Source organism: Sphingobium sp. AS12 (genome assembly GCF_019097845.1).
Classification (GTDB): Bacteria; Pseudomonadota; Alphaproteobacteria; order Sphingomonadales; family Sphingomonadaceae; genus Sphingobium.
Map to the genome: position 1 here is coordinate 93266 of NZ_JAHRGM010000024.1, position 23939 is coordinate 117204.

The 23939-nt window shown below is 63.3% G+C and carries 23 protein-coding genes and 1 pseudogene; 11 read left to right on the top strand and 13 right to left on the bottom strand.

Features of this window, described 5'->3' with window-relative positions:
* Positions 1–117: 117 nt before the first annotated feature.
* Positions 118–726: a hypothetical protein gene (locus KRZ98_RS09315; RefSeq protein WP_217673677.1), complete on the bottom strand. Its 609-nt coding sequence runs from the start codon at positions 724–726 to the stop codon at positions 118–120.
* Positions 727–924: 198 nt separating this feature from the next.
* On the opposite strand from KRZ98_RS09315, the gene ispH reads away from it, so the two are divergent.
* The 6 genes from ispH to ahpF all read left to right on the top strand — a co-directional run bounded on the left by ispH (position 925) and on the right by ahpF (position 6463).
* A complete protein-coding gene (ispH, locus tag KRZ98_RS09320) occupies positions 925–1884 on the top strand; it encodes a 4-hydroxy-3-methylbut-2-enyl diphosphate reductase (protein ID WP_217673291.1) in 960 nt (319 codons plus the stop codon).
* A 3-nt stretch (positions 1885–1887) separates the two neighbouring features.
* Positions 1888–2865, top strand: coding sequence for a homoserine kinase (gene thrB, locus KRZ98_RS09325; RefSeq protein ID WP_217673292.1), 978 nt, complete (start codon positions 1888–1890; stop codon positions 2863–2865).
* A gap of 60 nt (positions 2866–2925) precedes the next feature.
* Positions 2926–3372 carry a ribonuclease HI gene (gene rnhA, locus KRZ98_RS09330; protein WP_217673293.1) on the top strand — a complete coding sequence of 149 codons (447 nt, stop codon included), beginning with the start codon at positions 2926–2928 and terminating at the stop codon, positions 3370–3372.
* 73 nt (positions 3373–3445) lie between these two features.
* Positions 3446–4120 (top strand): transcriptional regulator BetI, encoded by a 675-nt coding sequence (betI, locus tag KRZ98_RS09335; RefSeq protein WP_217673294.1) that lies wholly within the window; start codon positions 3446–3448, stop codon positions 4118–4120.
* Positions 4121–4226: 106 nt separating this feature from the next.
* Entirely contained in the window at positions 4227–4790 is a 564-nt protein-coding gene (gene ahpC, locus KRZ98_RS09340; RefSeq protein WP_217673295.1) for an alkyl hydroperoxide reductase subunit C, read from the top strand.
* A 92-nt stretch (positions 4791–4882) separates the two neighbouring features.
* Entirely contained in the window at positions 4883–6463 is a 1581-nt protein-coding gene (ahpF, locus tag KRZ98_RS09345; RefSeq protein WP_217673296.1) for an alkyl hydroperoxide reductase subunit F, read from the top strand.
* Positions 6464–6791: 328 nt separating this feature from the next.
* Here the strand turns inward: ahpF and KRZ98_RS09350 are convergent, their stop codons facing one another.
* The 7 genes and pseudogenes from KRZ98_RS09350 to glmM all read right to left on the bottom strand — a co-directional run bounded on the left by KRZ98_RS09350 (position 6792) and on the right by glmM (position 11801).
* Complete coding sequence (locus KRZ98_RS09350; protein ID WP_254798280.1) at positions 6792–7517, bottom strand: hypothetical protein; 726 nt, start codon at positions 7515–7517, stop codon at positions 6792–6794.
* 189 nt (positions 7518–7706) lie between these two features.
* Positions 7707–7820, bottom strand: a pseudogene (locus tag KRZ98_RS24040) (MJ0042-type zinc finger domain-containing protein); the annotation flags it as partial.
* A gap of 192 nt (positions 7821–8012) precedes the next feature.
* Positions 8013–8648 (bottom strand): L,D-transpeptidase family protein, encoded by a 636-nt coding sequence (locus KRZ98_RS09355; protein ID WP_217673298.1) that lies wholly within the window; start codon positions 8646–8648, stop codon positions 8013–8015.
* A gap of 117 nt (positions 8649–8765) precedes the next feature.
* Positions 8766–9365: a ribonuclease HII gene (locus tag KRZ98_RS09360; protein WP_217673299.1), complete on the bottom strand. Its 600-nt coding sequence runs from the start codon at positions 9363–9365 to the stop codon at positions 8766–8768.
* Entirely contained in the window at positions 9358–10125 is a 768-nt protein-coding gene (gene thiD / locus KRZ98_RS09365) for a bifunctional hydroxymethylpyrimidine kinase/phosphomethylpyrimidine kinase (protein ID WP_217673300.1), read from the bottom strand. Before thiD ends, KRZ98_RS09360 begins: the two co-directional genes overlap by 8 nt.
* On the bottom strand, positions 10122–10346 hold the full coding sequence (locus KRZ98_RS09370; RefSeq protein WP_217673301.1) for a DUF1272 domain-containing protein: 225 nt from the start codon (positions 10344–10346) through the stop codon (positions 10122–10124). Before KRZ98_RS09370 ends, thiD begins: the two co-directional genes overlap by 4 nt.
* 114 nt (positions 10347–10460) lie before the next feature.
* Positions 10461–11801 carry a phosphoglucosamine mutase gene (gene glmM / locus KRZ98_RS09375; protein WP_217673302.1) on the bottom strand — a complete coding sequence of 447 codons (1341 nt, stop codon included), beginning with the start codon at positions 11799–11801 and terminating at the stop codon, positions 10461–10463.
* A 204-nt stretch (positions 11802–12005) separates the two neighbouring features.
* Here glmM and KRZ98_RS09380 point away from each other — a divergent pair, with 204 nt between their 5' ends.
* Positions 12006–13385, top strand: coding sequence for a sodium:alanine symporter family protein (locus KRZ98_RS09380; RefSeq protein ID WP_217673303.1), 1380 nt, complete (start codon positions 12006–12008; stop codon positions 13383–13385).
* Positions 13386–13421: 36 nt separating this feature from the next.
* On the opposite strand, the gene KRZ98_RS09385 is transcribed toward KRZ98_RS09380, so the two are convergent.
* The 3 genes from KRZ98_RS09385 to KRZ98_RS09395 form a co-directional block, all read right to left on the bottom strand.
* A complete protein-coding gene (locus KRZ98_RS09385; RefSeq protein ID WP_217673304.1) occupies positions 13422–13604 on the bottom strand; it encodes a CsbD family protein in 183 nt (60 codons plus the stop codon).
* Between the two features lie 79 nt (positions 13605–13683).
* Complete coding sequence (locus KRZ98_RS09390) at positions 13684–14154, bottom strand: group 1 truncated hemoglobin (RefSeq protein ID WP_217673305.1); 471 nt, start codon at positions 14152–14154, stop codon at positions 13684–13686.
* Positions 14155–14167: 13 nt separating this feature from the next.
* Complete coding sequence (locus KRZ98_RS09395; protein ID WP_217673306.1) at positions 14168–15040, bottom strand: DUF3034 family protein; 873 nt, start codon at positions 15038–15040, stop codon at positions 14168–14170.
* 115 nt (positions 15041–15155) lie between these two features.
* Here KRZ98_RS09395 and KRZ98_RS09400 point away from each other — a divergent pair, with 115 nt between their 5' ends.
* Both KRZ98_RS09400 and KRZ98_RS09405 read left to right on the top strand, forming a co-directional pair.
* Positions 15156–15770: a methylamine utilization protein gene (locus tag KRZ98_RS09400; RefSeq protein ID WP_217673307.1), complete on the top strand. Its 615-nt coding sequence runs from the start codon at positions 15156–15158 to the stop codon at positions 15768–15770.
* Complete coding sequence (locus KRZ98_RS09405) at positions 15767–18079, top strand: bifunctional diguanylate cyclase/phosphodiesterase (protein ID WP_217673308.1); 2313 nt, start codon at positions 15767–15769, stop codon at positions 18077–18079. Before KRZ98_RS09400 ends, KRZ98_RS09405 begins: the two co-directional genes overlap by 4 nt.
* A gap of 109 nt (positions 18080–18188) precedes the next feature.
* On the opposite strand, the gene KRZ98_RS09410 is transcribed toward KRZ98_RS09405, so the two are convergent.
* The gene (locus KRZ98_RS09410) at positions 18189–18980 is read right to left on the bottom strand and encodes a nucleotidyltransferase family protein (RefSeq protein ID WP_217673309.1); all 792 of its coding nucleotides are present in this window, start codon (positions 18978–18980) and stop codon (positions 18189–18191) included.
* Between the two features lie 261 nt (positions 18981–19241).
* Positions 19242–20771, bottom strand: a complete 1530-nt coding sequence (locus KRZ98_RS09415) for a M23 family metallopeptidase (protein ID WP_217673310.1) — start codon at positions 20769–20771, stop codon at positions 19242–19244.
* Positions 20772–20995: 224 nt separating this feature from the next.
* Between KRZ98_RS09415 and KRZ98_RS09420 the strand changes: the two genes are divergently transcribed.
* Both KRZ98_RS09420 and KRZ98_RS09425 read left to right on the top strand, forming a co-directional pair.
* Complete coding sequence (locus tag KRZ98_RS09420) at positions 20996–23602, top strand: helicase-related protein (protein WP_217673311.1); 2607 nt, start codon at positions 20996–20998, stop codon at positions 23600–23602.
* A complete protein-coding gene (locus tag KRZ98_RS09425; protein ID WP_217673312.1) occupies positions 23595–23891 on the top strand; it encodes an RNA-binding S4 domain-containing protein in 297 nt (98 codons plus the stop codon). Before KRZ98_RS09420 ends, KRZ98_RS09425 begins: the two co-directional genes overlap by 8 nt.
* Positions 23892–23939: the final 48 nt, after the last annotated feature.

The window sequence follows — 23939 nt, forward strand, 5'->3', positions numbered from 1 at the left end:
GAAGTCGAAATGGCGTATCGAAGGATCAAGCGCAGCGTGTGATGCTTCGATATGGGCCTTCGGCTTCGCTCAGTCCCTACTCAGCACGAACGGAGAAAGGTAAATCCGGTAGAGCCGTTAGCGCGTGGCGTTATATTTGAGCTGGTCCTGGGTCAGGTTGAACCCCACGAGCAACTCGAAGCTGGTTCGCTGCAGTGCCGCCTTGACGTCGGGCTGGGCGAAGGGATCGATCGCGGCATCCGCGTCGCCTGCCTTGCGCTTTTGCGTAATCTTGGCCTGAATGTCGGCGGGCAGCGATGCCGACGCCTTGTCCACATAGGAACCGGCCTTCGCCTGCGCACTGGCGCGATATTCGCCTGCGGCAAAGTTCAGCGTGACCTGGCCGACCCGCTTGGCGACCACGGCATTGCCGCCGCGCACCACGGCGGAGAAATAGGGCAAGGTCACCTGCCGCGCCACGCTGGCGTCGCTGCGCCGGGCATTTACGGTGAAGCTGGCCTCGGTGTAGAATTGCGCACCATCGGTGCAGGTCGACCGCAAATTGGTGATGTCCGCCACCACATCGATCGCCGCTGCGTCACGGCTCTGCGCCGGATTGAACAGGGTGATGTCGCCCGTATAGGCAGGCACAGCCGCCGTAGGGCAAGCGGAGCGCACCGCGACAATGCCGCCGGTCGCGTCGATTTCACCCCGGCGCGAACAACCCGCCAGGGCCAGCGCCACCATGCCGGTCGTAACGATCCGGGCCAGAACGGCGCGAGACGGGGCAGTATGAGACAGGCTGATATTCCTTGGCACAGGCAGAAATTCCTTGGCATGGCCCGTCGGCCAGAAGCTTTGCGCTTCCTTATCCATCCCCCGCCGCTCGCGCAACCGCAAGGAAGCGGCTTTCCTCCCGGCCCACATTCGCCTAAGCGCAAAGCCATGACCGACAGCGCCGCCGCCCGCCCGCCCATGACCCTTTTGATCGCCGCACCGCGCGGTTTCTGCGCCGGGGTCGACCGCGCCATCATCATCGTCGAACGGGCGATCGAAACCTATGGCGCGCCGGTCTATGTCCGCCATGAAATCGTCCATAACAAATATGTCGTGGACAGCCTGAAGGCCAAGGGCGCGATCTTTGTCGAGGAACTGGACCAGGTGCCGGACGGCGTGCCGGTCGTCTTTTCCGCCCATGGCGTACCCAAGGCGGTGCCTGCGAAGGCGGAAGAACGCGGCCTTTCCTATCTCGACGCCACCTGCCCGCTGGTCAGCAAGGTTCATCGTCAGGCCGAACGGCAGGTCAAGGATGGCCGCCACATATTGTTCATCGGGCATAAGGGGCATCCCGAAGTCATCGGCACCTTCGGTCAGGTACCGGACGGCACCATGACCCTGATCGAGACTGTCGAGGATGCGCAGGCCTTCACCCCGGCCGATCCCGCCAATCTCGCCTTCCTGACCCAGACCACCCTGTCGGTCGATGACACCGCCGCGATCGTCGCCACCCTACAAGAGCGCTTCCCTGCGATCGTCGCGCCAAAGGGGGAGGATATCTGCTACGCCACCTCCAACCGCCAGACGTCAGTGAAGGCGATCGCCCCGCGCTGCGACGCGCTCTATGTCATCGGCGCGCCCAACAGTTCCAATTCGCTGCGGCTGGTCGAAGTGGCCGAACGCGAAGGCACCCCCGCCCGCCTGATCCAGCGTGCCGACGAGATCGACTTTGCCTGGCTCGAAGGCGTCACGACGCTCGGCCTCACCGCTGGCGCTTCCGCGCCCGAAATACTGGTGCGCGAAGTGGTCGAAGCCATCGCCACCCGCTTCACCGTGACCGAGGAGCAGGTCGAAACCGCGCGGGAAACCATCGCCTTCAAGCTGCCGCGCGGGCTGGAGACGGCATAAGTCATGGCCGTCTATACCCATGTTCCCGCCGAAGAGATTGATGCCTTCCTCACCCGCTATGACGCAGGCCGCCTCGTGTCGGCCAAGGGCATTGCCGAAGGGGTGGAGAATAGCAATTATCTGCTCGAAACCACCGGCCATGATGGTTCCGGCCACCGCTATATCCTGACCCTCTATGAAAAGCGTGTGGATGAGGCCGACCTGCCCTTCTTTATGGACCTGCTCGACCATCTGGGCGCGCGCGGCTGTCTCGTCCCACGCTTCATCGCCGACCGGAACGGCCAGCGGCTCCAGACGCTGTCGGGCCGCCCCGCCTGCCTCATTGAATTTCTGACCGGCATTTCGCTCACTGAACCAACGCCTGAACAAGCCCGCGCGACTGGCGCGGCGCTGGGCGAGCTGCATCGCGCGGCGGAAGGCTTCCCGCTTGAACGGCGCAATACGCTGGACCTTGCAGGCTGGCATGATCTGGCGGACAAATGCGGCGAGGATTTCGACCAGATTGCGCCGGGCCTTGCCGTCCGCGTCCGCGACGAACTCGCCTTTCTCGATGCCCATTGGCCCGCCGATCTGCCCCGCAGCGTCATCCATGCCGATCTGTTTCCCGACAATGTGCTGATGCTGGGCGAAAAGGTTACGGGCCTCATCGACTTTTATTTCAGCTGCACCGACATTCGGGCCTATGACCTCGCCATCACCCACAGCGCCTGGGTATTCAGCCATGACGGCGCGACCTTCTTTGCCGATCGCGCGGCAGCGCTGGGCGCAGGTTATGACGCCGCCCATGGCCTGACTGACGCGGAACGCGCCGCCTTCCCGATATTGTGCCGGGGCGCGGCGCTGCGCTTCCTGCTGACCCGCGCCTATGATTGGATCAACACGCCGCCTGACGCGCTGGTGACCCGCAAGGACCCGCTCGCCTATCTGCGCCGCCTCGATTTCTACGCCAGCGCCAATCCGGCGGACCTGCTGGGCGCCTAACTCCAACATCCGTTCGTTTCGAGCGAAGTCGAGAAACCGACTGGCAGTGCAAGGCTAATAATGACCGAAACCCCCACAGTCGATATTTTCACCGACGGCGCGTGCAAGGGCAACCCCGGCCCTGGCGGCTGGGGCGCTGTGCTGCGTTTTGGTGATACGGAAAAGGAAATGTCGGGCGGCGAAGCCCTGACCACCAACAACCGCATGGAGATGATGGCGGCGGTCGAGGCGCTCAATGCGCTCAAGAAACCCTGCCGCGTGACGCTCCACACCGACAGCAAATATGTCATGGACGGCATCACCAAATGGGTGTTCGGCTGGCAGAAGAAGGGCTGGCGCACCGCAGACAACAAGCCGGTCAAGAATGTCGAAATCTGGCAGGCGCTATTGAAAGCCGCCGCCCCGCATCAGGTGACGTGGAAATGGGTCAAGGGCCATGCCGGACACCCTGAAAATGAACGCGCCGACCGTCTGGCCAGTGCCGCAGCCGACAATTTTCGTCGCTAGAGACATATCCCAAGCAACGGCCTATCTTGCCAGCCACGCCGCCAGACCCCAAAGTGAGTCTTCGGGGGGAACGATGACAGAAAATCTAGCAAAACGTAGCGTAATTTCCAAACCAAGAGCGCGCTTCATCCGCGAGACGGCGGACGTGCGACGGCAGGCCCTGATCGAGGCGACCGCACGCTGCCTTGCCGAGAAAGGCGTCGCCGGCACCTCCGTCCGCGCCATCTGCGCCCGCGCGGGCGTGTCGTCGGGCCTGCTCACCCATTATTTCGATGGCGTCGATGCGCTTATCGTCGCCACCTATGAGGATGTCGGTGCGCGAGTCTCCGCTGCGCTCGAACAGGCGGTCGAGGAAGCGGGCGCCGATCCGCGTGACCAGTTGCGCGCCTGCCTCCAGGCCAATTTCCGCGCGCCGATCCTCGATCCCGATCTGCTCGCGACCTGGACCGCCTTCTGGAGTCTGGTCAAGACCGACCCCCGCATCGCCGCCATCCATGCCGACGTCTATGGCGGCACCCGCGCCCAGCTCGAATCGCTTTTGTGCGCTATCGTGCCGGAAATGCCGCAGGACCGCGCCCGGCTCGCCGCGATCAGTCTGACTGCGCTGGTCGATGGCCTTTGGCTGGAAATCTGCCTCGACTCGACAACATTCTCGGCGGACGAAGCGCAGGCCATGGTCGAACGCGCCATGATGCTGGCACTCGGCCAATGGCGCGATGAGTGGGTCGATCAATCCGACAGGCCGTGATCGCTTTTCTCACTATCCAAGTCCGAGAAAACCAATTTCCCTTGGGCCGTCGCCTTCCCTACATGGTGTTCGCAACAGCAACCCCTCAGAAGGACCTGACAAGCCCATGGCTCTTATCAACACCACCATCAAGCCGTTCGCCGCGACCGCCTATAAAGAAGGCAAGTTCGTCGACGTCACCGACGCGGACGTGAAGGGCAAGTGGGCGATCTTCTTCTTCTACCCCGCCGACTTCACCTTCGTCTGCCCAACCGAGCTGGAAGATCTGGCCAGCATCTACCCGACGCTCCAGGGTCTGAACGTCGAAGTCTATTCGGTATCGACCGACACCCATTTCAGCCACAAGGCCTGGCACGACACCTCGCCTGCCATTGGCAAGATCAACTATTATATGCTGGGTGACCAGTCGGGTACGATCACCAACAATTTCGACGTGATGCGCCCCGGCGTTGGCCTGGCCGATCGCGCGACCTTCCTGGTCGATCCCGAAGGCGTGATCCAGTTCATGGAAATCACCTCCGAAGGCGTTGGCCGCAACGCGACCGAACTGCTGCGCAAGGTGAAGGCTGCGCAATATGTCGCCGCGCACCCCGGCGAAGTCTGCCCGGCCAAGTGGGAAGAAGGCGAAACCACCCTCGCCCCCTCGCTCGACCTGGTCGGCAAAATCTAAATAACGGTTCCCCAAGCGGGTCGCAAAGTGGCTCGGAGTGGAACCTCTCCTCCGCTCCGGGCCATATTTGTATCTAACGTAAGGATTATTCCATGCTCGACGCCACCCTGACGCAGCAGCTCAAGGCCTATCTGGTCAACATCCGTGAGCCGATCGAACTCGTCGCCTCTCTGGGTGACGACAATAAATCGCGCGAACTGGGCGATCTGCTCAACGAAATCGCCGCCCTGTCCGACAAGGTGACCGTCACCACCGGCACCGACAAGCGCGTCCCCAGCTTCATGATCCGCCGCGTCGGCACCGACATCGGCGTGCGCTTTGCCGGCATCCCGATGGGCCATGAATTCACCAGCCTCGTCCTCGCCCTGCTCCAGGTCGGCGGTCACCCATCAAAGGCCGCGCAGGACCTGATCGAACAGGTCAAGGGGCTGGACGGCGACTTCGCCTTCGAAACCTATTTCTCCCTCTCCTGCCAGAATTGCCCTGATGTTGTGCAGGCCTTGAACCTCATGAGCGTCCTCAACCCCCGCATCAGCCACGTCGCCATCGACGGCGCGCTGTTCAAGGCGGAGGTGGACGAGCGCAAGGTGATGGCCGTCCCCACCATCTTCCTGAACGGCGAACCCTTTGGCTCTGGCCGGATGGAACTGGAGCAGATCGTCGCGAAGATCGATAGCGGCGCCGCCACCCGCGCCGCCGAGAAGATCCGGAAACAGGAGCCTTTCGAGGTTCTCGTCGTCGGCGGCGGACCTGCCGGGGCTGCGGCAGCCATCTATGCCGCGCGCAAGGGCATCCGCACCGGCGTCGCCGCCGAACGCTTCGGGGGCCAGGTGCTCGACACGATGGACATCGAAAATTTCATCTCTGTGTCCCGCACCGAAGGGCCAAAGCTGGCGTCCGCACTGGAAGCCCATGTGAAGGATTATGATGTCGAGATCATGAACCTGCAAAAGGCGACCAAGCTGATCCCCGCCCGCACCAAAGGCGGCTATCATGAGGTCGTGCTGGAAAATGGCGCGTCGCTCAAGGGCCGCACCCTCATCCTCTCCACCGGCGCGCGCTGGCGGCAGATGGGCGTGCCGGGCGAGGAAGAGTATCGCAACAAAGGCGTGGCCTATTGCCCCCATTGCGACGGCCCCCTGTTCAAGGGCAAGCGCGTCGCGGTGATCGGCGGCGGCAATAGCGGTGTCGAAGCCGCGATCGACCTGGCGGGCATCGTCGCCCATGTGACGCTGATCGAGTTTGACAGCCAACTCCGCGCCGACGCGGTGCTGCAACGTAAGCTCGCCAGCCTGCCCAACGTCAAGATCATCACCTCGGCGCTCACCAGCAAGGTCGACGGCAATGGCGAACGCGTCACCGGCCTGTCCTACAAGGACCGCAACAGCGGCACCGAACATGACATCGAACTGGAAGGCATCTTCGTCCAGATCGGCCTGGTTCCCAACACCGAATGGTTGAAGGACGCCGTCGCCCTCTCCCCCCGCGGCGAAATCGAAATCGACGCCCGCGGCGAAACCAGCGTGCCGGGCATCTTCGCGGCAGGCGACTGCACGACGGTGCCTTACAAGCAGATCGTCATCGCCATGGGTGCTGGATCAACGGCCGGGTTGTCGGCGTTCGACTATCTGATCCGCCTGCCCGCGAGCGAAGAAGCCGCACAGGCAGCGTGACGAGATAAGTCCGACAGCGAGTTGGACATATGTAAAGCGGCCGATCCGGGGACGGATCGGCCGCTTTTTTGTGGGTTGGGGAGTGGCCGAGTTACTCCAGTTTTGGTCGCCCGCGCTCGATAAGATAGTTCCTGTAAGCAGCCAGTTAGCACTCTGGAGGTGCGGGGCGCAGGTGCAAAGCCTGCCCTTGCCGTTAACAGCACCACTCGCCTCTATTGAGCATGGGCTGGAGCAGCTTGTTGCTCCGTGACAGTCTTATAGTGAGGGGCAGGGCAATGGCGTCGATTGCATCATCAGATGGTGGATGGAGGAAGCATCCGCCAGATAATCAGCTTATAAAGTCTTTGATTGCTTTTACAGCTTCGAGGAAGTTTTGAACCCAAGAGAAGTCCTCAGGATAGCGGATGGCAAGCTCGTTCAATGGACCAGCCGCCGCCGCAGATGCTAAAATTAACCCGCCACCCAACAGAGCCAAGGCCGCACCTTTATCTACGCCTTGTTTGACCTGCTGCATGATGCCATCAAAACGAGCGATGATCGCACGCGCTATGGCGCTGTAAAGACTTTGCGCAGCCCGAACTAGGAAAAAGGAAGATATCGGATCTTCATCTCCATTGTCTTCGACAAGAACGTTCATATCGTCCAATAATGGCTGTGATACTGAACCTTGGTTGTCGGCAAGCCTTTTGAGCGCCTCTTTCGCCGCATCGCCGATTTTGGCATCAGCCTTCGCTGCTTCCGCCTCATGTAGAAATTTATGCCATTCCGAATGCTGGGCAGTCAGTCGGCTGGCGGTGTCGATGAACGCACGGATGTCGCCGATTGTGGACTCGAGTAACTGGTCTTGGATGCCTATAAGCGAATGGCGAAGGGCGTGTATCTGACAGCCAAGACGGACACAGCTTTGTCCAGTCAGTTCTGTAGAGAGAATCGATCGGATGCGAGCAAACCTGCGTTCGAATGCCTCTCCTGCGTTGGTCAAAAGCAAACAGAGAGCCTGTGCGTCTTCCAGACAGTCACGGCGCACAGCTTCTATATTATCCGGCGACGACATGAATCCATCCCTTCCCCCCGGATCGTGCCGGACAAGCTGGCCATTATAGACTTGCGCACCTAGCGGGCTCAATGGTGGAGATATGTTATGGAACTTCAGCTGATTGACCGACTTGCGACTTTTTTCCAGAATAGATAGTTTATCTTTTTGCCGACTCTGGTTCGTTACTTCCCGAACCGCGCCATTTTCGTCTTGAAACCAAGAACTTTTGCAAGCGGCGCACCTGACTTGTCGTCCTCCCTCTCCGATAGCATCATCCGGGACGATATAGCGCGTTAGACATACTGGGCAGGACAAACGCATTGCTAACCGAACTCCATCCATCGCGCATTTTCATCTAGATGATGCAGGTGGCGATGATTTGATACAACAACAGACATTCTATTTCAGGTTGTGGCGAGCGTGAACGCTTCTAAAATCTGCTTGCGCGAAGGTCTACGTAACCCGGCTGGTGTTTCAAACCTGCCTGTCAGCAATCGTACCCCGCCTGCCCCCTCAGCGCCGACCCCAGACACCGAAAATATCCGGGTCGATCTCCAGCAGCGGCACCCGCGTCGCCGCGCCCGTCCGCCTGTCGCTGCCGCCCATCCCGAACGTCACCACGCTGCTCCCTGCATCACCCACCACTAGCGGGTCGAGCAGGATCGCGGCGTTCAGCCGGTTGCTGGTCACCTCCGTCAGCGTGCCGATCTGCGTCAGCGCGAACAACTGCCGGGCAAAGGCATAGGGCAGGCGGATGCAGCCATGGCTGGCGGGGTAGCCGGGATTATGCCCGGCGTGGAGCGCGATGCCGTCCCAGGTCAGCCGCTGCATGAAGGGCATGGGCGCATTGCTGTAGAGGTTGGAGCGATGCCACTGCCGCTTTTGCAGGATTGGGAAGCTGCCGGTGGGGGTGCGGTGACCCTTCGTCCCCGTCGACACGCTGGCCGCGCCGATCAGCCGGTCACCGCGATAGACATGCACACGCTGCCGCGCGATGCTGACGATCAAATAGAGCGGCCCGCTGGCAGCGCCATCGTCAGCCCAGCGAAACGCGCCGGGTGCCAACGGCATATCCGCCAGCTCCGCCCGCGCGGACGGCACGCCCATAGCCAGGCAGCACAGCAGGACGAACAGCCGGGGGAAAAGCATAAACCTTTCTTAACCATAAGCCCGCCGCGCGCCAGAGGGGCAGAAATCGCTTTACCGCAACGGTCCCGACTTGGGACAGGGCGGCGCGTCGCGCCACCTCCGTTCGTTTGGGCCGCCCTAAATCAGCACCATCTGCGCCACCGGGGCAAAGCTGCGCCGGTGCAGCGGGGTCGGCCCATGGGTGCGCAGCGCGGCGAGATGCTGCGCGCTGCCATAGCCCTTGTTGCTTTCCCAGCCATAATGGGGGTGGCTGGCCGCCGCCTCCAGCATCATCCGGTCCCGCGCTTCCTTGGCCAAAATGGAGGCCGCGGCGATCGACAGGCACAGCGCGTCCCCGCCGATGACCGCTGTGGCGGGCCATCGCCAGTCCGGCACCCGGTTGCCATCGACCAGCACATGCTGGCAATCCTGCCCCAGCGCCTCGACCGCCCGCGTCATCGCCAGCATTGTCGCCCAGAGGATATTGATCTGATCGATCTCCTCGACACTGGCCACCCCCAGCCCCCAGCAGATTGCGCGCGCCTTGATCTCCCCCTCCAGCGCCGCGCGGCGACTGGCCGAGAGTTTCTTGCTGTCATTCAGCCCCTCCGGGCAATCCTCCGCGCGCAAAATCACAGCGGCGGCAACCACCGGCCCGGCCAGCGGTCCCCTGCCCGCCTCATCCACCCCGGCGACGAGCCCCGGATGATGGCGCAGTTCATGGGTGAAATCAGGCATGAAAATGCGCAAGAAATTCTGGCGGCGCACCCATCGGCCCATGCCCGCCGCCCAGCCCCGGCGCGATCGTCAGCGCCGCGCGCACATAAGCCCGCGCCCGCGCAATCGCGGGAGCAAGCGCCATCCCCTGTCCCAGCCCGGTCGCAATCGCGCTCGCCAATGTGCAACCGGTGCCGTGCGTATGTGGCGTGTTGATGCGCGGGTCGGTCCAATCGGTGACCAGCCCCTCTGGCCCGACCAAGCGGTCGACCAGCAGCGCACCCACGCCATGCCCGCCCTTGGCCAGCACATGCGTGCCGAACCGCGCGGCAATGCCCTCGCCGCCCAATGCCGCCAGTTCGGGAATATTGGGCGTTACCAGCGTCGCGATCGCCATCAATTTCTCGAACGCCGCAATTGTCGCCGCATCGGCCAGCACCGACCCGCTGGTCGCCACCATCACCGGATCAAAGACGATCGGCACGTCGCTCAGGCCAGTTAGCAGTTCCGCCACCGCCATCGCCGTCTCTGCCGATCCGATCATGCCGATCTTCACTGCATCCACGCCAATATCGCTGATGCAGCTGTGCATCTGCGCCAGCACCATGTCCGTCGGCACCGGATGCACGCCCTGCACCCCCAGCGTATTCTGCGCGGTGATCGCGGTGATCGCGGTCATGGCGTGGCCGCCCAGCATCGTGACCGCTTTCAAGTCCGCCTGGATACCCGCACCGCCGCCACTGTCGGACCCGGCGATGATCAGGATGCGCGCGATGCTCATCCCTTATAATGGCGCATGGTGGACGCGGGATTGCCCGCCAGCGCCTTGCCTGTGCGGCTCGGTCGGTCCATCAGTTCACCGCCGCAATTGGGGCAGCGATCGTCCAGTGCCTCGGCACAGGGCGCGCAGTATGTGCATTCGAACGAGCAGATGAACGCGCCGGGTTCATCGGCGGGCAGGTCCGTGCCGCAGCGTTCGCAGTCGGGGCGCATTTCAAGCATTGAGCCAACTCCCATCCTCGTCATCCCGGACCTGATCCGGGATCCAGAGCGCCCGGCGCTGAGAGAGAGACTCTGGATCCTGACTTTCGTCAGGATGACGGTTGGAAACACCCATCACGCCGCCGCCTTCTCGACCGCCGCGCAGATGCGATCGACCACGTCGCGCACCTGTTCCTCGCGATCGCCCTCGGCCATTACCCGGATCACCGGTTCGGTGCCGGACGGGCGGATGACCAGACGGCCAACCCCGGTCAGCTCCGCTTCCGCCTGCGCGATGACGCGCTTGACGTCGTCATGCTCCAGCGGTTTGCCCCCAGAAAAGCGGACATTTTTGAGCAATTGCGGCACCGGGTCGAACTGGTGCAGCGTCTCGCTGGCAGGTTTGCCGGAACGCACGAGCGCGGCAAGCACCTGCAACGCCGCCACCGTGCCGTCGCCGGTGGTCGCATAGTCGGATAGGATCATATGGCCCGACTGTTCGCCGCCGACATTGAAGCCCCCGCTGCGCATCCGCTCCAGCACATAGCGGTCGCCCACGCTGGTGCGCTCCAGGCCGATGCCCTGCCCGGTCAGGAAGCGCTCCAGCCCCAGATTGGACATGACCGTCGCCACCAGTCCGCCCCCGCGCAGCGTCCCCGCACGCGCGAAATTGGCGGCGATCAGCGCCATGATCTGGTCGCCGTCGACGATCTGGCCTTTCTCATCGACCACGATCAGCCGGTCCGCGTCGCCATCCAGCGCAATGCCGATATCCGCGCCCGACGACACGACCGTTTCCTGGCACAGCAAGGGCGCGGTCGATCCGCAGCCGTCATTGATGTTGGTGCCGTTGGGATTGACGCCGACCGCCACGACGGTTGCGCCCAGTTCCCACAGGGCGGACGGCGCGACCTGGTAGGCCGCGCCATTGGCGCAATCGATGACGATTTTCAGGCCATCGAGCCGCAGGTCGGCGGGGAAGCTGGATTTGACCGCATGGATATAGCGGCCGCGCGCATCTTCGACCCGCCGCGCGCGGCCAATATCCTTGGACGCGGCCAACGGCACCTGCTGGTCGATCAACGCCTCGATCTTCAGCTCATCCTCGTCCGACAGCTTGTAGCCGTCCGGCCCGAACAGCTTGATACCATTGTCGAAATAGGGATTGTGGCTGGCCGAGATCATGACCCCAAGGTCCGCGCGCATCGAATGGGCCAGCATCGCGACGGCAGGCGTCGGGATCGGCCCGAACTGCACCACGTCCATGCCCACCGCAGTAAAACCCGCGACCAGCGCATTTTCGACCATATAGCCCGACAGGCGCGTATCCTTGCCGATCACCACGCGATGGCGATGGTCGCCGCGCTGGAAATGGGTGCCCGCCGCCATGCCGACCTGCATCGCCAGTTGCGCCGTCATCGGCCATGCGTTGGTGCGCCCGCGTATGCCGTCGGTGCCGAAATATCGTCTGGTCATGCGTTTCTCATGCACCGGAGATGTGCCCGGTATCAACCCCAGAACCGTTCGGGCTGAGCGAAGTCGAAGCCTTTGCCTGAGCGGAGGCGAAGGCACCTCGCTGCGCTCGGTCGAGCCCTTCGACTTCGCTCAGGGCGAACGGGATGAGAGAAAGCCCAAGTTTTCTTCATCGACTTTCCAGCGGCCTCGCGGCATCCCGGCGCGATGGACAGTTTCAATGCGTTTATCGACGCGCTTTCGGGCGCGGTGTTTTTCAAGGTGCCTGTGGCGGGGGCGCAGATCGAACTGATCGTGCTGTATCTGGCGTTGCCGATGCTGTTCTTCACCCTGTGGCTGGGCTTCCCCAATGTCACCCAGGTCGGACGGGCGATCCGCATCCTGCGCACCCAGCCGGACAAGGGCGAGGCGCAGGGCGATGTCAGCCAGTGGGCAGCGCTCAGCACCGCGCTGTCCGGTACGATCGGCCTTGGCAATATTGCGGGTGTCGCGGTGGCGCTGACGATGGGTGGGCCGGGCGCGATCTTGTGGATGTTCATCATCGGCTGGTTTGCGATGACGGTGAAGATGGCGGAGGTCACGCTGGGCCTTAAATATCGCATCTTCGACGAGGTCGGCCATGTTCATGGCGGGCCGATGTATGTGTTAAAGGCCGTCGGCGCCGCGCGCGGCTGGCCAAGGATCGGCATGATGCTGGGCGGCGCCTATGCCTTCTTCGCCCTGTTCGGCGCGATCCCGATGGTGCAGGTGAACCAGAGCTTCGCGCAGGTGAAGGTCGTCACCGGCCTCACCAATGGCTGGGCCTATGGCGTGTTCCTGGCCGGAGCCGTCGCGCTGGTGACATTGGGTGGCGCGGCCTGGCTGGGGGAGGTTGCCAAAAGGCTGACCCCCCTGAAGGTCGCAGTCTATCTGGCGGGCGTGCTGGCAATCCTGATCCTGCATCTGGACGCCATTCCGGGCGCGCTGGCGCTGATCTGGAACGGGGCGTGGAGCGGTCAGGCGGCGACGGGTGGCGCGGTGGGCGCGTTTGTCGCGGGAATGCGCCGCGCCGTGTTCGCGAGTGAAGCGGGGGTCGGGTCGGCGGTGATGGCGCACAGCCTGGCACGGGCGCGGCATCCGGTGTCCGAAGGGCTGGTCGCGCTGCTCGAACCCCTGCTCGGCACGATGATCGTTTGCGCGCTCGGCGGACTCGCGCTGGTGGTTGCCGGAACATGGAATATAGGGCTGGAGGGGATTGCGATCACGTCCGCCGCCTTCGCGCAGGTGTCGCCCTGGTTTCCCTGGCTGCTGGCGGTCGTGGTGTTCCTGTTCGCATACTCGACCTTGGTGGCGTGGGGCTTTTATGGCTTGCAGGCTTGGGGCTATCTGTTTGGCCATGGCCAAAGGGCGCAATGGACCTACAAGATCCTCTACATCGTCGCCCTGCCGCCCGCCGCCGCGATCGACCTTGGCCGCGTGGTCGACATTGTGGACAGCAGCTTCTTCCTGATGGCCATTCCCAATGTCATCGCCCTGTATCTGTGCGCAGGCGAGCTACGGCGAGACGTGTGCGCCTATCTGGCGGACAAAGAAAACCCCGCCGGATAAGGGCGGGGCTTTCTCCTGCTTGGGAGCAACTCAAATTCAGATCTTGTCGCCGAGCGCACCCTTGACCGAACCGGCGACGTCCTGCGCCGTGCCCTTGGCCTTCTGCGCCTTGCCTTCGGCTTCCAGACGCTCATTGTCGGTCGCCTTGCCGACGCCTTCCTTGACGGCACCAGCGGCCTTGTTGCCAGCGGCCTTCAGCTTGTCTGTTGCTTCACCCATCTGATTTACTCCTTGCGTGATTTCCACATATCAAACGAGCGCATGGAGAAAGGGTTTCCGTCGGACCGCAGGCGTAACGTTACTTTTCAATCACATCGCGGCGCATCGGCGCGAGTTTGGACAGAAAACGATTTTGCGCCTGAAAGCTCACGCCCTCTTCGCCCATCGCCCGCTGGAGCGTTTCAACGAGACGGTTCATGTCCGCTTTCTGCACGCCCAGATCCTTGTGTGCGCTGGCCATGTCGCGCCCGGTGTAGCTGCACCCGGCATTCAGAATGAAACAGAATTGCTCGAACAAGGTGCGCTTCAGGCGGACCTGATCATGATTGGCGAATATCTCACCAATGACCGGATCGGCAAAGTTGATCGCGACGAAGCGGTCGACGATGCGGCGGATGCCGTCCTGCCCGCCAAAGGCCTTGGCCATGCCGTCCCCTTCAAAAGGTGCGGCTCCGGCATGGCGGTTATCGGCCACATAGGGATCGACGGCAGTTTCGCCCGGCAGCGCATAGGGCGCCTGCAACAGCAGTAGCGACAGGATGATGGACATGGAGTTGCGTCCTTTAGAAAGCGGTCTGGAGCTGGAAAAGCACGCCGCGCTGCTTCTTGACCGTGGCGATTGATCCCAGGTCGGCATAGGCGATGGTCGCGGTGACATTGCGGCTGATGGCGACGGCGGCGAAGGCGTCGAACCAGTCATCCTCCCGCGCGATATTCAGATTGTCGGGCTTGCGCCGATATTCGCCGCCGATCGCGATGCGGCGCGACAATTGCCAGGCAGCCGATCCTTCAAACTGGAGCGTATGACCGGCCTGCTTGCCGCCGCCAAAGCCGAGCAGCCCCATCTGATTCGCCTTGGTCAGACGCGCAGTGCCGGACAGCAGGATGGAGCGGGAGAGGAATAATTTGCTGACGGAAGCATAATAATCGACGCCCTTGTCACTTTTCGCGCCAACCGCGCGGACGATCGCGCCCTGATTGTTGTTCTTATACTGGACGCCGACCGCGATGGCGGGCAGCCGGTCATAGACCAGATCGCCTGCAAGCCTGACCTTCGCGCCGAAAATATCCTGCGAGAAGGCAAAATCCTTGCCCAGCCCCAGCGCCGCGCCAATCTCGTTCGTGTTGAAATCCTGATGCGTGTAGCTCAGCTCGATCCGGTCCCGGATGCCGATCGCCACGCCAGCGCTCTGATAGTCATAATCCTTGACCTCCACCAGCGTGCCATGCGCCGACAGGCCGATGCCGTCAGATGTTTCATTGCCCGCAATCACCGCCCAGGGGGTCAGGCCACCACCCGATGCCCCCTCCAGCGACGTGATGCCATTGGTCAGCAGCAATTTTCCGCCATTTCGGATCGGTCTGGCCATACCCTGTTGCGGCGACAAAGCGGCCAGCATGAGGGCAGCAAGCAGGAGCGGACGGAGATAGGTCATGATCGGATATTAGGCAGATCATGGTTAAGATAGGGTTCGCCACCCTACCCCTCCGAAAATCTGATCCAAAATGAACTAAACATTTGTTTAATATTTCCATTTACCAAGCGTAACCATGAACGAGTCACGCCTACTCCTTGTCGCCCTGTCTTTGATCGCCAGCCCGGCAATCGCGGGTGACCTTGATCTTCGGATCGTCGATTCCGCTGGTCGCCCGGTCAGTGACGCGGTCGTCACGGTTCGTCCCGCAGGCGGCATTCCGGCAGGGCCGATCCGCTTCCCCTGGGGTACCACCATGGTGCAGCAGAATATCGCCTTTGCGCCCCATGTGCTGATCGTACCCGTTGGCGCGACGGTGAAATTCCCCAACAAGGACAAGGTGCGGCACCATGTCTATTCCTTCTCTAAACCAGCAAAGTTTGAAATCAAGCTGTTCGGGCAGGATGAAAGCCGCAGCTATACGTTCACCAGCGCAGGCGCGGTGGCACTGGGCTGCAACATTCACGACGCAATGAGCGGCTTCATCAAAGTGGTAGACACCCCCTTTGCCACCAAGAGCAATGCCGCAGGGCAAGCGCGGATCAGCGGGCTGGCGACGGGCACGGCGCAGGTTACGGTGTGGCACCCCCTGCTCAAGGGCAAGGATAATGAATTGCTGATCAACCTGCCCATTCCCGGCAGCGGTACGGTGAGCAAAAGCGTCCCATTGGCGTTACGCGCCTCCAGATGACCCGCGCGTTTCGCCTGAAAAGACGATGGCGGCGCTGGCGGCGCGCGGCGCGGTCGACCCTGACGATCAGGATGACGCTCTTTTATGGCGCGTTGTTCGTCGCAGTGACGACGCTGACCCTGTTCGGCACGCGCAATGCCATCGAAATCTATGCTGAAAATGTCATTCGGCGCGAAATGAATGTCGGCAGCGCGCTGTTCGACCGGATCTCGGCGATGCAGTTGCGCCAGCTTGGCCAGGGGGCCGACGTGCTGGCCAGCGATTTCGGCTTCCGCGAGGCGGTCGGCACCGGTGACGCCCCGACTATCGAGTCCGCGCTGCACAGTCTGGAAGGGCGTTTCCAGCTCGACCATGCGCTGTTCGTCCGGGTCGATGGCACGGTGATGGGCGACATCAAGGATTTGAGTCGCCCGGAACAGGATCAGCTATATGACGCGCTCGACGCCGGTAGGACGCAGGGCGTCGTGCGATGGGGTAGCGACAGCCATATCGCGGCCGCGGCGCCCGTGCGAGCGCCGATTCTGACCGGCTGGGTCGTATTCGCCCGCAACATGGGTCCAGCCGACCTCAACGCGCTGGCGAAACTCTCCTCGATCGACCTGCATCCGCAACTCATGCCTCTGGCGCGTGTCGCGCGAGCAGACAAGGCCGATAGCGGCATGCGCGAAGTCATGCGCGATGGCGAACTGATGCTGGTGCAGACCCGGCCAGTCGAAACGCTGATTAAGACGGCGCCGGAAATGCTGGTGCTGGAATATAGCCTGACCCGCGCCATGGCAGGTTATGCGCCGATCCTGTGGGCCTTGTTCGGCTTCGGCGCGGTTGGCGGCGTGCTGGCGGTGGCTGGCGTATTTGCCGCTTCCCGCCGCCTAACCCAGCCGATCGTCGCGCTGGAGGCCGCGGCGCGCAAGGTGAGCGCAGGCGAACATGCGCAGGTGAAAGTGGAGACGCGCGACGAAATCGGGCGGCTGGCGCAAAGCTTCAACCGCATGGTCGATGCGGTCGAGGCGCGAGAGGCGCAGATTGCGCACATGGCCTTTCACGACGCGCTGACTGGCCTGCCCAACCGGGCGATGCTGCGCGAACAGGTCGCGCTGGGCCTGACCCGTGCCGAGGGCGGCAATCTGATGCTGTTCTGCATCGACATCGACAATTTCAAATCGATCAACGAATCGCTTGGCCACCCGGTCGGCGACGCCCTGCTGTGCGAAGTCGGCACTCGGCTGGCCGCGACCTGCCCCAGCGGCTTTGTCGCCCGACTGGCCGGGGACGAATTTGCGGTCAAACTGCGCGCAGGCGGACAGACCGCCGATCAGGCCGGTCGCGCCATCGTCGCGGCCCTGGCCGAACCCTTCGACATAGACGGCCATCGCATCATCGTCAGCGCCAGCGTCGGCATCGCGCTCAGCCCGCAGGATGGCGCGGACGCGACCAGCCTGCTCAAAAATGCCGAACTCGCACTGCACCGCGCCAAGAGCGAGGGCAAAGGCAGCCATCGTTTCTTTGAAAGCGCCATGGATGCCGAGGCGCAGGCGCGCCGTGCGCTGGAAACGGACCTGCACGACGCGCTGCGCAACGGCGAGCTGGCGCTGCATTTCCAGCCGCTCTTTGGCCTGTCGCAAAATCGCGTGACCGCGTTCGAAGCGCTGCTGCGCTGGCAACATCCCACGCGCGGCATGGTGTCGCCGGTCCATTTCATCCCGCTGGCGGAGGAAACCGGCCTGATCATCCCCATCGGCGAATGGGCGCTGCACGAAGCCTGCCGCATTGCCGCGACCTGGCCCGACCATATCCGTGTTGCTGTCAACATATCGCCGATCCAGTTTCGCAGCCCCAATCTGGCTGCGGTGGTGCTACAGGCGCTGGCGCGGTCCGGCATCGCGGCCAACCGGCTGGAACTGGAAATCACCGAAAGCCTGTTCATCGACAATGTGGAGGCGACGCTCTCCTCGCTCCACAGTCTGCGCGCGCTGGGCGTTCGGGTGGCGCTCGACGATTTCGGCACCGGCTACAGCTCGCTCAGCTATTTGCGCAGCTTCCCCTTCGACAAGCTCAAGATCGACCGCAGCTTCATCGTCGATCTGCTGGAGCATAAGGGCGCAACCGCGATCATCCGCGCGATCACGACGCTGGCCGACGCGCTGGGGATCGAAACCACCGCTGAGGGCGTGGAGCATAGCGAACAGCTCGACATATTGCGCGCCGAAGGATGCGGCCAAATCCAGGGCTATCTTTTCAGCCGCCCGATCCCGGCGCAAGATGTTGAGGCGTTGCTGGACAAGCTCGACGGCGCGCGCAAGGCGGCTTAGCGCATCGTCGCTCTTGGCTGAAACTCCACCGCCGTTCGTTTCGAGCGAAGTCGAGAAACGTCACACACAGGTTTCTCGACTTCGCTCGAAACGAACGGAGATTAGGGGGCTAGGTGCTTATTCGCGCGGCGACGATCCGTTCGATCAGCACCACATCGTCCACCTTGTCCGCATCGATGCAGGCTTCGGCCTTCTCCATCGCGACCAACCGTGCCACCAGCCCAAAGCGCCGCCCGATCCGCGCGATGCCACCGCGCAGTGTCAATAGGCGCAGCAAGGTGCCGATCAGCGCGACGGGACCAAAGGCCGACACGATCTTCCACCCCTTCTTGCGATCCTGCTCGACCTCCTGCCACAAAGCGATGACGGGCCGCGCCCGGTCACTGCCGAACCAGAAGATATTGGCTCCCGACCACCAGCCATCGCGAAATTTGAGCCAGGTGCGACGCGACCCCGGATAACGCGCCAGCAATGTGCGCCGCTCCACCATGGCGACGGCAATGTCCGCCCCCGCCGCCTCGCGCGTGAACTGGTCAAGCATCGCGCTATCGAGCAGCACATGGTCGGCGGTGGTGAGCAAAATCGGAAACGGCACATCACCCCGCTCCAGCAGCGCCAGCAGCGAGGAAGCAATCCCCACGCCGCTCTGCTCGAACCGGACATGGGGGTGTGTCAGCAACCACGCCGTCGCAGGATCGGCAGCAAAGGGATCAGCAGACTGGGTCAGGATGATGACCTGCCCCACCGCCGGATGCGCCAGAAGCGTGTGTGCAGGATGGTTGATCATCGGCTCGCCCGCCACCGGCACCAGCGGCTTGATCGCCACCCCTGCGGCTACTGCCAGCGGATCGGGCGTCGGCCGTGATCCGGCGAGCAGGATGGCGGTAATGGGCACGGTCATGTCTGCCCTCTAGCCAAGGGAGCGCGGCGCGCAAAGCGGGTTGTTGAGGAAGTCCTCCCCTGCAAGGGCAGGGCTATCGCATATTGAACTGCCCTCACCTTCATCGTCATGCTGAACTTGTTTCAGCATCCATTTCGCGTCTCCAGCGGCGGTTTTTGGGGCACGATGGATCCTGAAATAAATTCAGGATGACGTTGTAGGGATAACGAAAAGTCATGTGCAATTCCCCTGCCCTTAAAGGTGAGGAATTGATAAATGTGATTATTTCCCGCTCGCCACCGGCGCCACCACCTTTTGCGCGAAGCGGTCCTGCTGGCCGACTTGCAGCCCCTTATACTGCACCAGCTTCGCGCGGAACGCTGCCAGTTCCGCGTCTGCCAGTTGCGCGGTGGTGGTGAATTTCACCGACAGCGGGTTGATCGTCGCGCCATTGCGATAGAGTTCATAATGGAGATGCGGACCGGTCGACAGGCCGGTGGAGCCGACATAGCCGATCACCTGGCCCCGGCGGACCCGCTGCCCCGGCGCAGCAGCGATGCGGCTCATATGGGCGTAACCGGTGGCAAGACCGCCGCCATGCTGGATGCGGACATAATTGCCATGCCCGCCATGCCGCCCGGCAAAAGCGACAATGCCATCGGTCACGGCATAGATGGGCGATCCGTAGCGCGCGGCGAAATCGATACCCGCGTGCATCCGCGTATAGCCCAGGATCGGGTGTCGACGCTGGCCATAGCCCGACGTCATGCGTCCCGCGACCGGCGACGACAGCACGCCGCGCCGTTCGCCTACGCCCGATGCCTCGAACCATTCGGTGCGGCCATCCTTGGTCCAGCGCAGCATGTCGACCGACTTGCCGCTGGCGCGCTTCAGACCTGCATAGAGAAGATCGCCCACCTCGACGTCGCCGGTCTCGGCGCGGCGATAGGCGGTGACGATGTCGTAGCGATCACCGGCCCCGATCCCGCCCAGATCTACCTGCCCCGCAATCACCCGCAGGAACGCCTGCACTGCCTTGGGCGGCGCACCGGCGGCGCGGGCGGAGCGATAGATGCTGTCGCCGACCACGCCCTGAATCCGCAATGGCGTATCATCGACGCGGATGGGGATGCGCTTGACCGACAGCACGCCACCGGCCCGCGTCAGTTCCAGCCCCAGGTCGAGCCGGGCGCGGAACGCCAGCCGGTCGAGTGGCCGGGGCCGGTCGCGACTGGCGCGGCGGCCCAATATGATGTCGAGCCGCGTGCCGGGCTTCACCCCGCCGGCAATGTCCCCGCCGACCAGCGCGTTGATCGTCGCGACGTCACCGCCGCTGACGCCAGCGCGCGACAAGGCGCGGGACAGCGTATCGCTGCTGCCAACCTGTGCATTCAATTCAATCTGCGGCCGTTCGGGCGTCTGGCGCAGCGGCTGCACCGCATCGGTCGATCCCATGCGATGACCACTGTCCGCTCCCAGCGCCAGTGGCGTGATCATCTGGCTGCGTACTTCGTCAAACTGCTTGTCGCCCAGCAGCGCGCCGGGCGCACCAGGCACCGGCTGAAAACCGGGCGAGAGATAGAGGGCGGTGGCGCACAGGCCGATACAGGTGGCAAGGCCACGAAACCATGTCAGGCTGCCGACGCGCTGGCCAAGATCGGGGACCAGTTCCACCTCGTCCGACCATTCGCGCAACCGCGCGCGCCAGTCCTGCGGTGGCGGTGCTACCGGCGTCCGGGCGAGCGAATCGGCCAGCCACAGCGACATGGACGCGCCGCCCTGTTGCGAACCGAACTGGCTTTCCTGAAACAAACCCGCGACCCCCAGGGCATTTTTGTCATTGCGTCCGCAACGGCCCCGCGCGCCGTGCGTCGAGCCTCTCTGTTGTGAACCCCCAAGGTTAAAGTCAATTTAAGACGGCCCTGTGACACTTGGCCGTGCGACGAACAGTGCCAGCGGTCCGACAGGATTGCGGCTAGCTAGGGAACCGCTAAATCCGCTTGCCCCCGGCCCCGTCCTGCCCGACAGAATGGACCATGGTCCAGTTCACCCGTTCGCCCGTCACCGCCGTTCTGGGTCCGACCAATACCGGCAAGACCCATCTGGCCGTCGAACGCATGTGCGGCCATAGCAGCGGCATGATGGGATTTCCGCTGCGCCTGCTGGCCCGCGAAGTCTATGACCGGGTGGTGGCGATCAAAGGACCGGCCCAAGTCGCGCTGATCACCGGCGAGGAAAAGATCGTGCCGCCACAGGCCCGCTATTTCCTCTGCACCGCCGAATCCATGCCCCTCCAGTCCGATTACGCCTTTGTCGCTTTGGACGAGGCGCAGATCGGCGCGGACCCGGAACGCGGCCATATTTTCACCGACCGGCTGCTCCGCGCACGGGGGCGCGAGGAAACGATGATCCTGGGATCGGCCAGCATCACCCGGCTGGTCAAATCGCTGATCCCCGATGTCGACATTATCGGCCGCCCGCGCTTTTCCACCCTCTCCTATGCGGGCGCAAAGAAGCTGTCCCGCCTGCCCAAACGCTCCGCCATCGTCGCTTTCTCCGCCGAAGAAGTCTATGCGGTGGCCGAAATGCTGCGGCGTTTCCGCGGCGGCGCGGCGGTGGTGATGGGTGCGCTTTCCCCCCGCACCCGCAATGCGCAGGTGCAGATGTTCCTGAACGGCGAGGTCGATTATCTCGTCGCCACCGACGCGATCGGCATGGGGTTGAACCTGGACGTCGCCCATGTCGCCTTCGCCTCGCTGCGCAAGTTCGATGGCCGTCGCAGCCGTCGCCTGACCGTCGCGGAAATGGCGCAGATCGCCGGGCGCGCAGGCCGCCATCACAAGGACGGCACCTTCGGCAGTCTGGGCGGCGAGGATGGCAATGCCGCCTTCACCCCTGAAGAAATCGAAGCGATCGAGGCGCACCGCTTTCCGCCTATCGAGCATCTCTACTGGCGCGATGGCGCACCCCGGCTGGACAGTCTGGCGACCCTGATCGCCGATCTGGAGGAACGGCCCGACCGCCCCGAACTGCGCGCCGCCCCCGAAGCGGTCGATCTCGCTGTCCTGAAGCGCATGGCCGCCGACCCTACCGTCATCGACCGGGTGCGCGGCCAACGGCAGGTCGCGCGGCTCTGGGACGCCTGCGGCCTGCCCGATTTCCAGAAACTGGGCGCGGACCATCATGCCCGCACTGTCAGCCGCATCTGGCATTTCCTTTCGGAGGGGACCGGTCATATCCCGCGCGACTGGTTCGCGCAGCAACTCGCCCGGCTCGATTCGGTGCAGGGAGATATCGACACGCTGTCGGGCCGAATCGCGGCGGCGCGGACATGGGCCTATATCGCCCATCGCGCCGACTGGCTGGCCGATCCCGCCGAAATGGCCGAACGGACCCGCACGCTGGAGGAAAAACTGTCCGACGCCCTGCACGCCGCGCTGACGCAGCGCTTCGTCGACCGGCGCACCACTGTGCTGTTGCGCGACATCGGCCAGAATGTGAACCAGTTACCCGTGACGGTAGAAGCCGAGGGCAACGTCTGTGTAGATGGCGAAACGATCGGGCGACTTGACGGCTTCCGATTCTCGGTCGATCCCGCTACGCGCCATCAGGACAGGAAATTGCTGTTGGCTGCGGCGGAAAGGCGCCTTGGAAAGGTATTACGGGTGAAGGCAGACGAATTGATCGGCGCGGCGGACGTGGATTTCGCGCTTCTGGACGCAGCGGGCGACGCGCCCGGCATCGCGTGGAACGGTACGCCGGTCGCCGCATTGCTGGCGGGGCCGACCCTGCTGACGCCCGAAATCCGGCTGGATCGCGCGATTTTGGCGCTGGATCAGGATGTGCAGAAACAGATAACATCGCGCCTGACCAACTGGGTCGATGCGCAAAAGCAGAAGCATTTTTTGCCTCTGGTCAAGATGGCCGAAAGCGCCGCCGACCCGCAGGTGCCACCTGTGGTGCGCGCCGTATTTGCGCAGCTGGGAGACGCAGGCGGGGTCAGCCCCCGCACCGATCTCGATTCGGCCCTCGGCCATCTGGACAAGGACCAGCGCCATTTGCTGCGCCGGGCGGGCATCGATATCGGCGTGCTGGACATTTATCATCCGGGCCTGCTCAAGCCCGGTGCGGCGCGCTGGCGTGGCGCATTGCTCGCGGCGCGGATCGGCAAGCCCTGCCTGCCTTTGCCCCTGCCCGGCCTCACCCTGATCCCGGCGGGCGAGAAATTCGACCAGATGGGCGCGCGGATCGCAGGCTTCCGCACCTTTGGCGAACAGATGCTGCGTATCGACCTGGCCGAACGCATGGCCCGCACCGCGCATGAAACTATTGCCAAGGGCGAAGCCTTCACCACCACCAGCCCGCAGATCGTCTCGCTCGGCCTGTCCGAAGCCGCATTTCTCGCCCTGATGCGCGCCGCGGGTTTCCGTGCCGTGGAAGGCGCAGAGGAGGGCAAGTCCAACTGGGTGTTCAAGGGACGGCAAAAGGCGCGCCCACCGCAGCAGACCGCCCCGGCGCGCGACGGCAAACCACGCGGCAAGCCCGCGCCGCGGCCCGCTGCCGCCACCCCCGCCAGAGCGCCTGCGGCCCCCGCCAACAACGCCTTTGCCGGTCTTGCCGCGCTGCTCGGCCGCAATGGCTGATCCGGTCGCGGTGGGCGGCCATGGCCCGACACTGCGCATCGACAAATATCTGTGGTTCGTCCGGCTATGCCCCAGCCGGTCGAGCGCGCAGAAACTGGCCGAGGACGGCCATGTCCGCGTCAATGGCCGCCGCATCGAACGCGCCCATGCCGCCATCCGCGTGGGCGACCTCATCACCTTCCCCCATGGCCAGGGTGTGCGCGTGGTGCGGGTAGCTCAACTCCCGGTCAGGCGCGGACCGGCGGTCGAGGCACAGGGCTGTTATGAGGAACTGACGGTAGGGGAGTGAAGTGCAAGCTGTAGGCGGCCAACATTATCCTCATTGACCTTGCGCGTG

Bases quoted from the DNA above. Each gene is read 5' to 3' on its own strand.
- glmM (WP_217673302.1), bottom strand. From the start codon at position 11,801: ATGACCAGACGATATTTCGGCACCGACGGCATACGCGGGCGCACCAAC.
- KRZ98_RS09370 (WP_217673301.1), bottom strand. From the start codon at position 10,346: ATGCTTGAAATGCGCCCCGACTGCGAACGCTGCGGCACGGACCTGCCC.
- KRZ98_RS09355 (WP_217673298.1), bottom strand. From the start codon at position 8,648: ATGCTTTTCCCCCGGCTGTTCGTCCTGCTGTGCTGCCTGGCTATGGGC.
- KRZ98_RS09390 (WP_217673305.1), bottom strand. From the start codon at position 14,154: ATGTCCATCATCCTGTCGCTACTGCTGTTGCAGGCGCCCTATGCGCTG.
- ahpC (WP_217673295.1), top strand. From the start codon at position 4,227: ATGGCTCTTATCAACACCACCATCAAGCCGTTCGCCGCGACCGCCTAT.
- KRZ98_RS09380 (WP_217673303.1), top strand. From the start codon at position 12,006: ATGGACAGTTTCAATGCGTTTATCGACGCGCTTTCGGGCGCGGTGTTT.
- ahpF (WP_217673296.1), top strand. From the start codon at position 4,883: ATGCTCGACGCCACCCTGACGCAGCAGCTCAAGGCCTATCTGGTCAAC.
- KRZ98_RS09405 (WP_217673308.1), top strand. From the start codon at position 15,767: ATGACCCGCGCGTTTCGCCTGAAAAGACGATGGCGGCGCTGGCGGCGC.
- KRZ98_RS09400 (WP_217673307.1), top strand. From the start codon at position 15,156: ATGAACGAGTCACGCCTACTCCTTGTCGCCCTGTCTTTGATCGCCAGC.
- thrB (WP_217673292.1), top strand. From the start codon at position 1,888: ATGGCCGTCTATACCCATGTTCCCGCCGAAGAGATTGATGCCTTCCTC.
- thiD (WP_217673300.1), bottom strand. From the start codon at position 10,125: ATGAGCATCGCGCGCATCCTGATCATCGCCGGGTCCGACAGTGGCGGC.
- KRZ98_RS09350 (WP_254798280.1), bottom strand. From the start codon at position 7,517: ATGTCGTCGCCGGATAATATAGAAGCTGTGCGCCGTGACTGTCTGGAA.
- KRZ98_RS09395 (WP_217673306.1), bottom strand. From the start codon at position 15,040: ATGACCTATCTCCGTCCGCTCCTGCTTGCTGCCCTCATGCTGGCCGCT.
- KRZ98_RS09410 (WP_217673309.1), bottom strand. From the start codon at position 18,980: ATGACCGTGCCCATTACCGCCATCCTGCTCGCCGGATCACGGCCGACG.
- betI (WP_217673294.1), top strand. From the start codon at position 3,446: ATGACAGAAAATCTAGCAAAACGTAGCGTAATTTCCAAACCAAGAGCG.
- KRZ98_RS09360 (WP_217673299.1), bottom strand. From the start codon at position 9,365: ATGCCTGATTTCACCCATGAACTGCGCCATCATCCGGGGCTCGTCGCC.
- KRZ98_RS09385 (WP_217673304.1), bottom strand. From the start codon at position 13,604: ATGGGTGAAGCAACAGACAAGCTGAAGGCCGCTGGCAACAAGGCCGCT.
- rnhA (WP_217673293.1), top strand. From the start codon at position 2,926: ATGACCGAAACCCCCACAGTCGATATTTTCACCGACGGCGCGTGCAAG.
- KRZ98_RS09425 (WP_217673312.1), top strand. From the start codon at position 23,595: ATGGCTGATCCGGTCGCGGTGGGCGGCCATGGCCCGACACTGCGCATC.
- KRZ98_RS09315 (WP_217673677.1), bottom strand. From the start codon at position 726: ATGGTGGCGCTGGCCCTGGCGGGTTGTTCGCGCCGGGGTGAAATCGAC.
- KRZ98_RS09420 (WP_217673311.1), top strand. From the start codon at position 20,996: ATGGTCCAGTTCACCCGTTCGCCCGTCACCGCCGTTCTGGGTCCGACC.
- ispH (WP_217673291.1), top strand. From the start codon at position 925: ATGACCGACAGCGCCGCCGCCCGCCCGCCCATGACCCTTTTGATCGCC.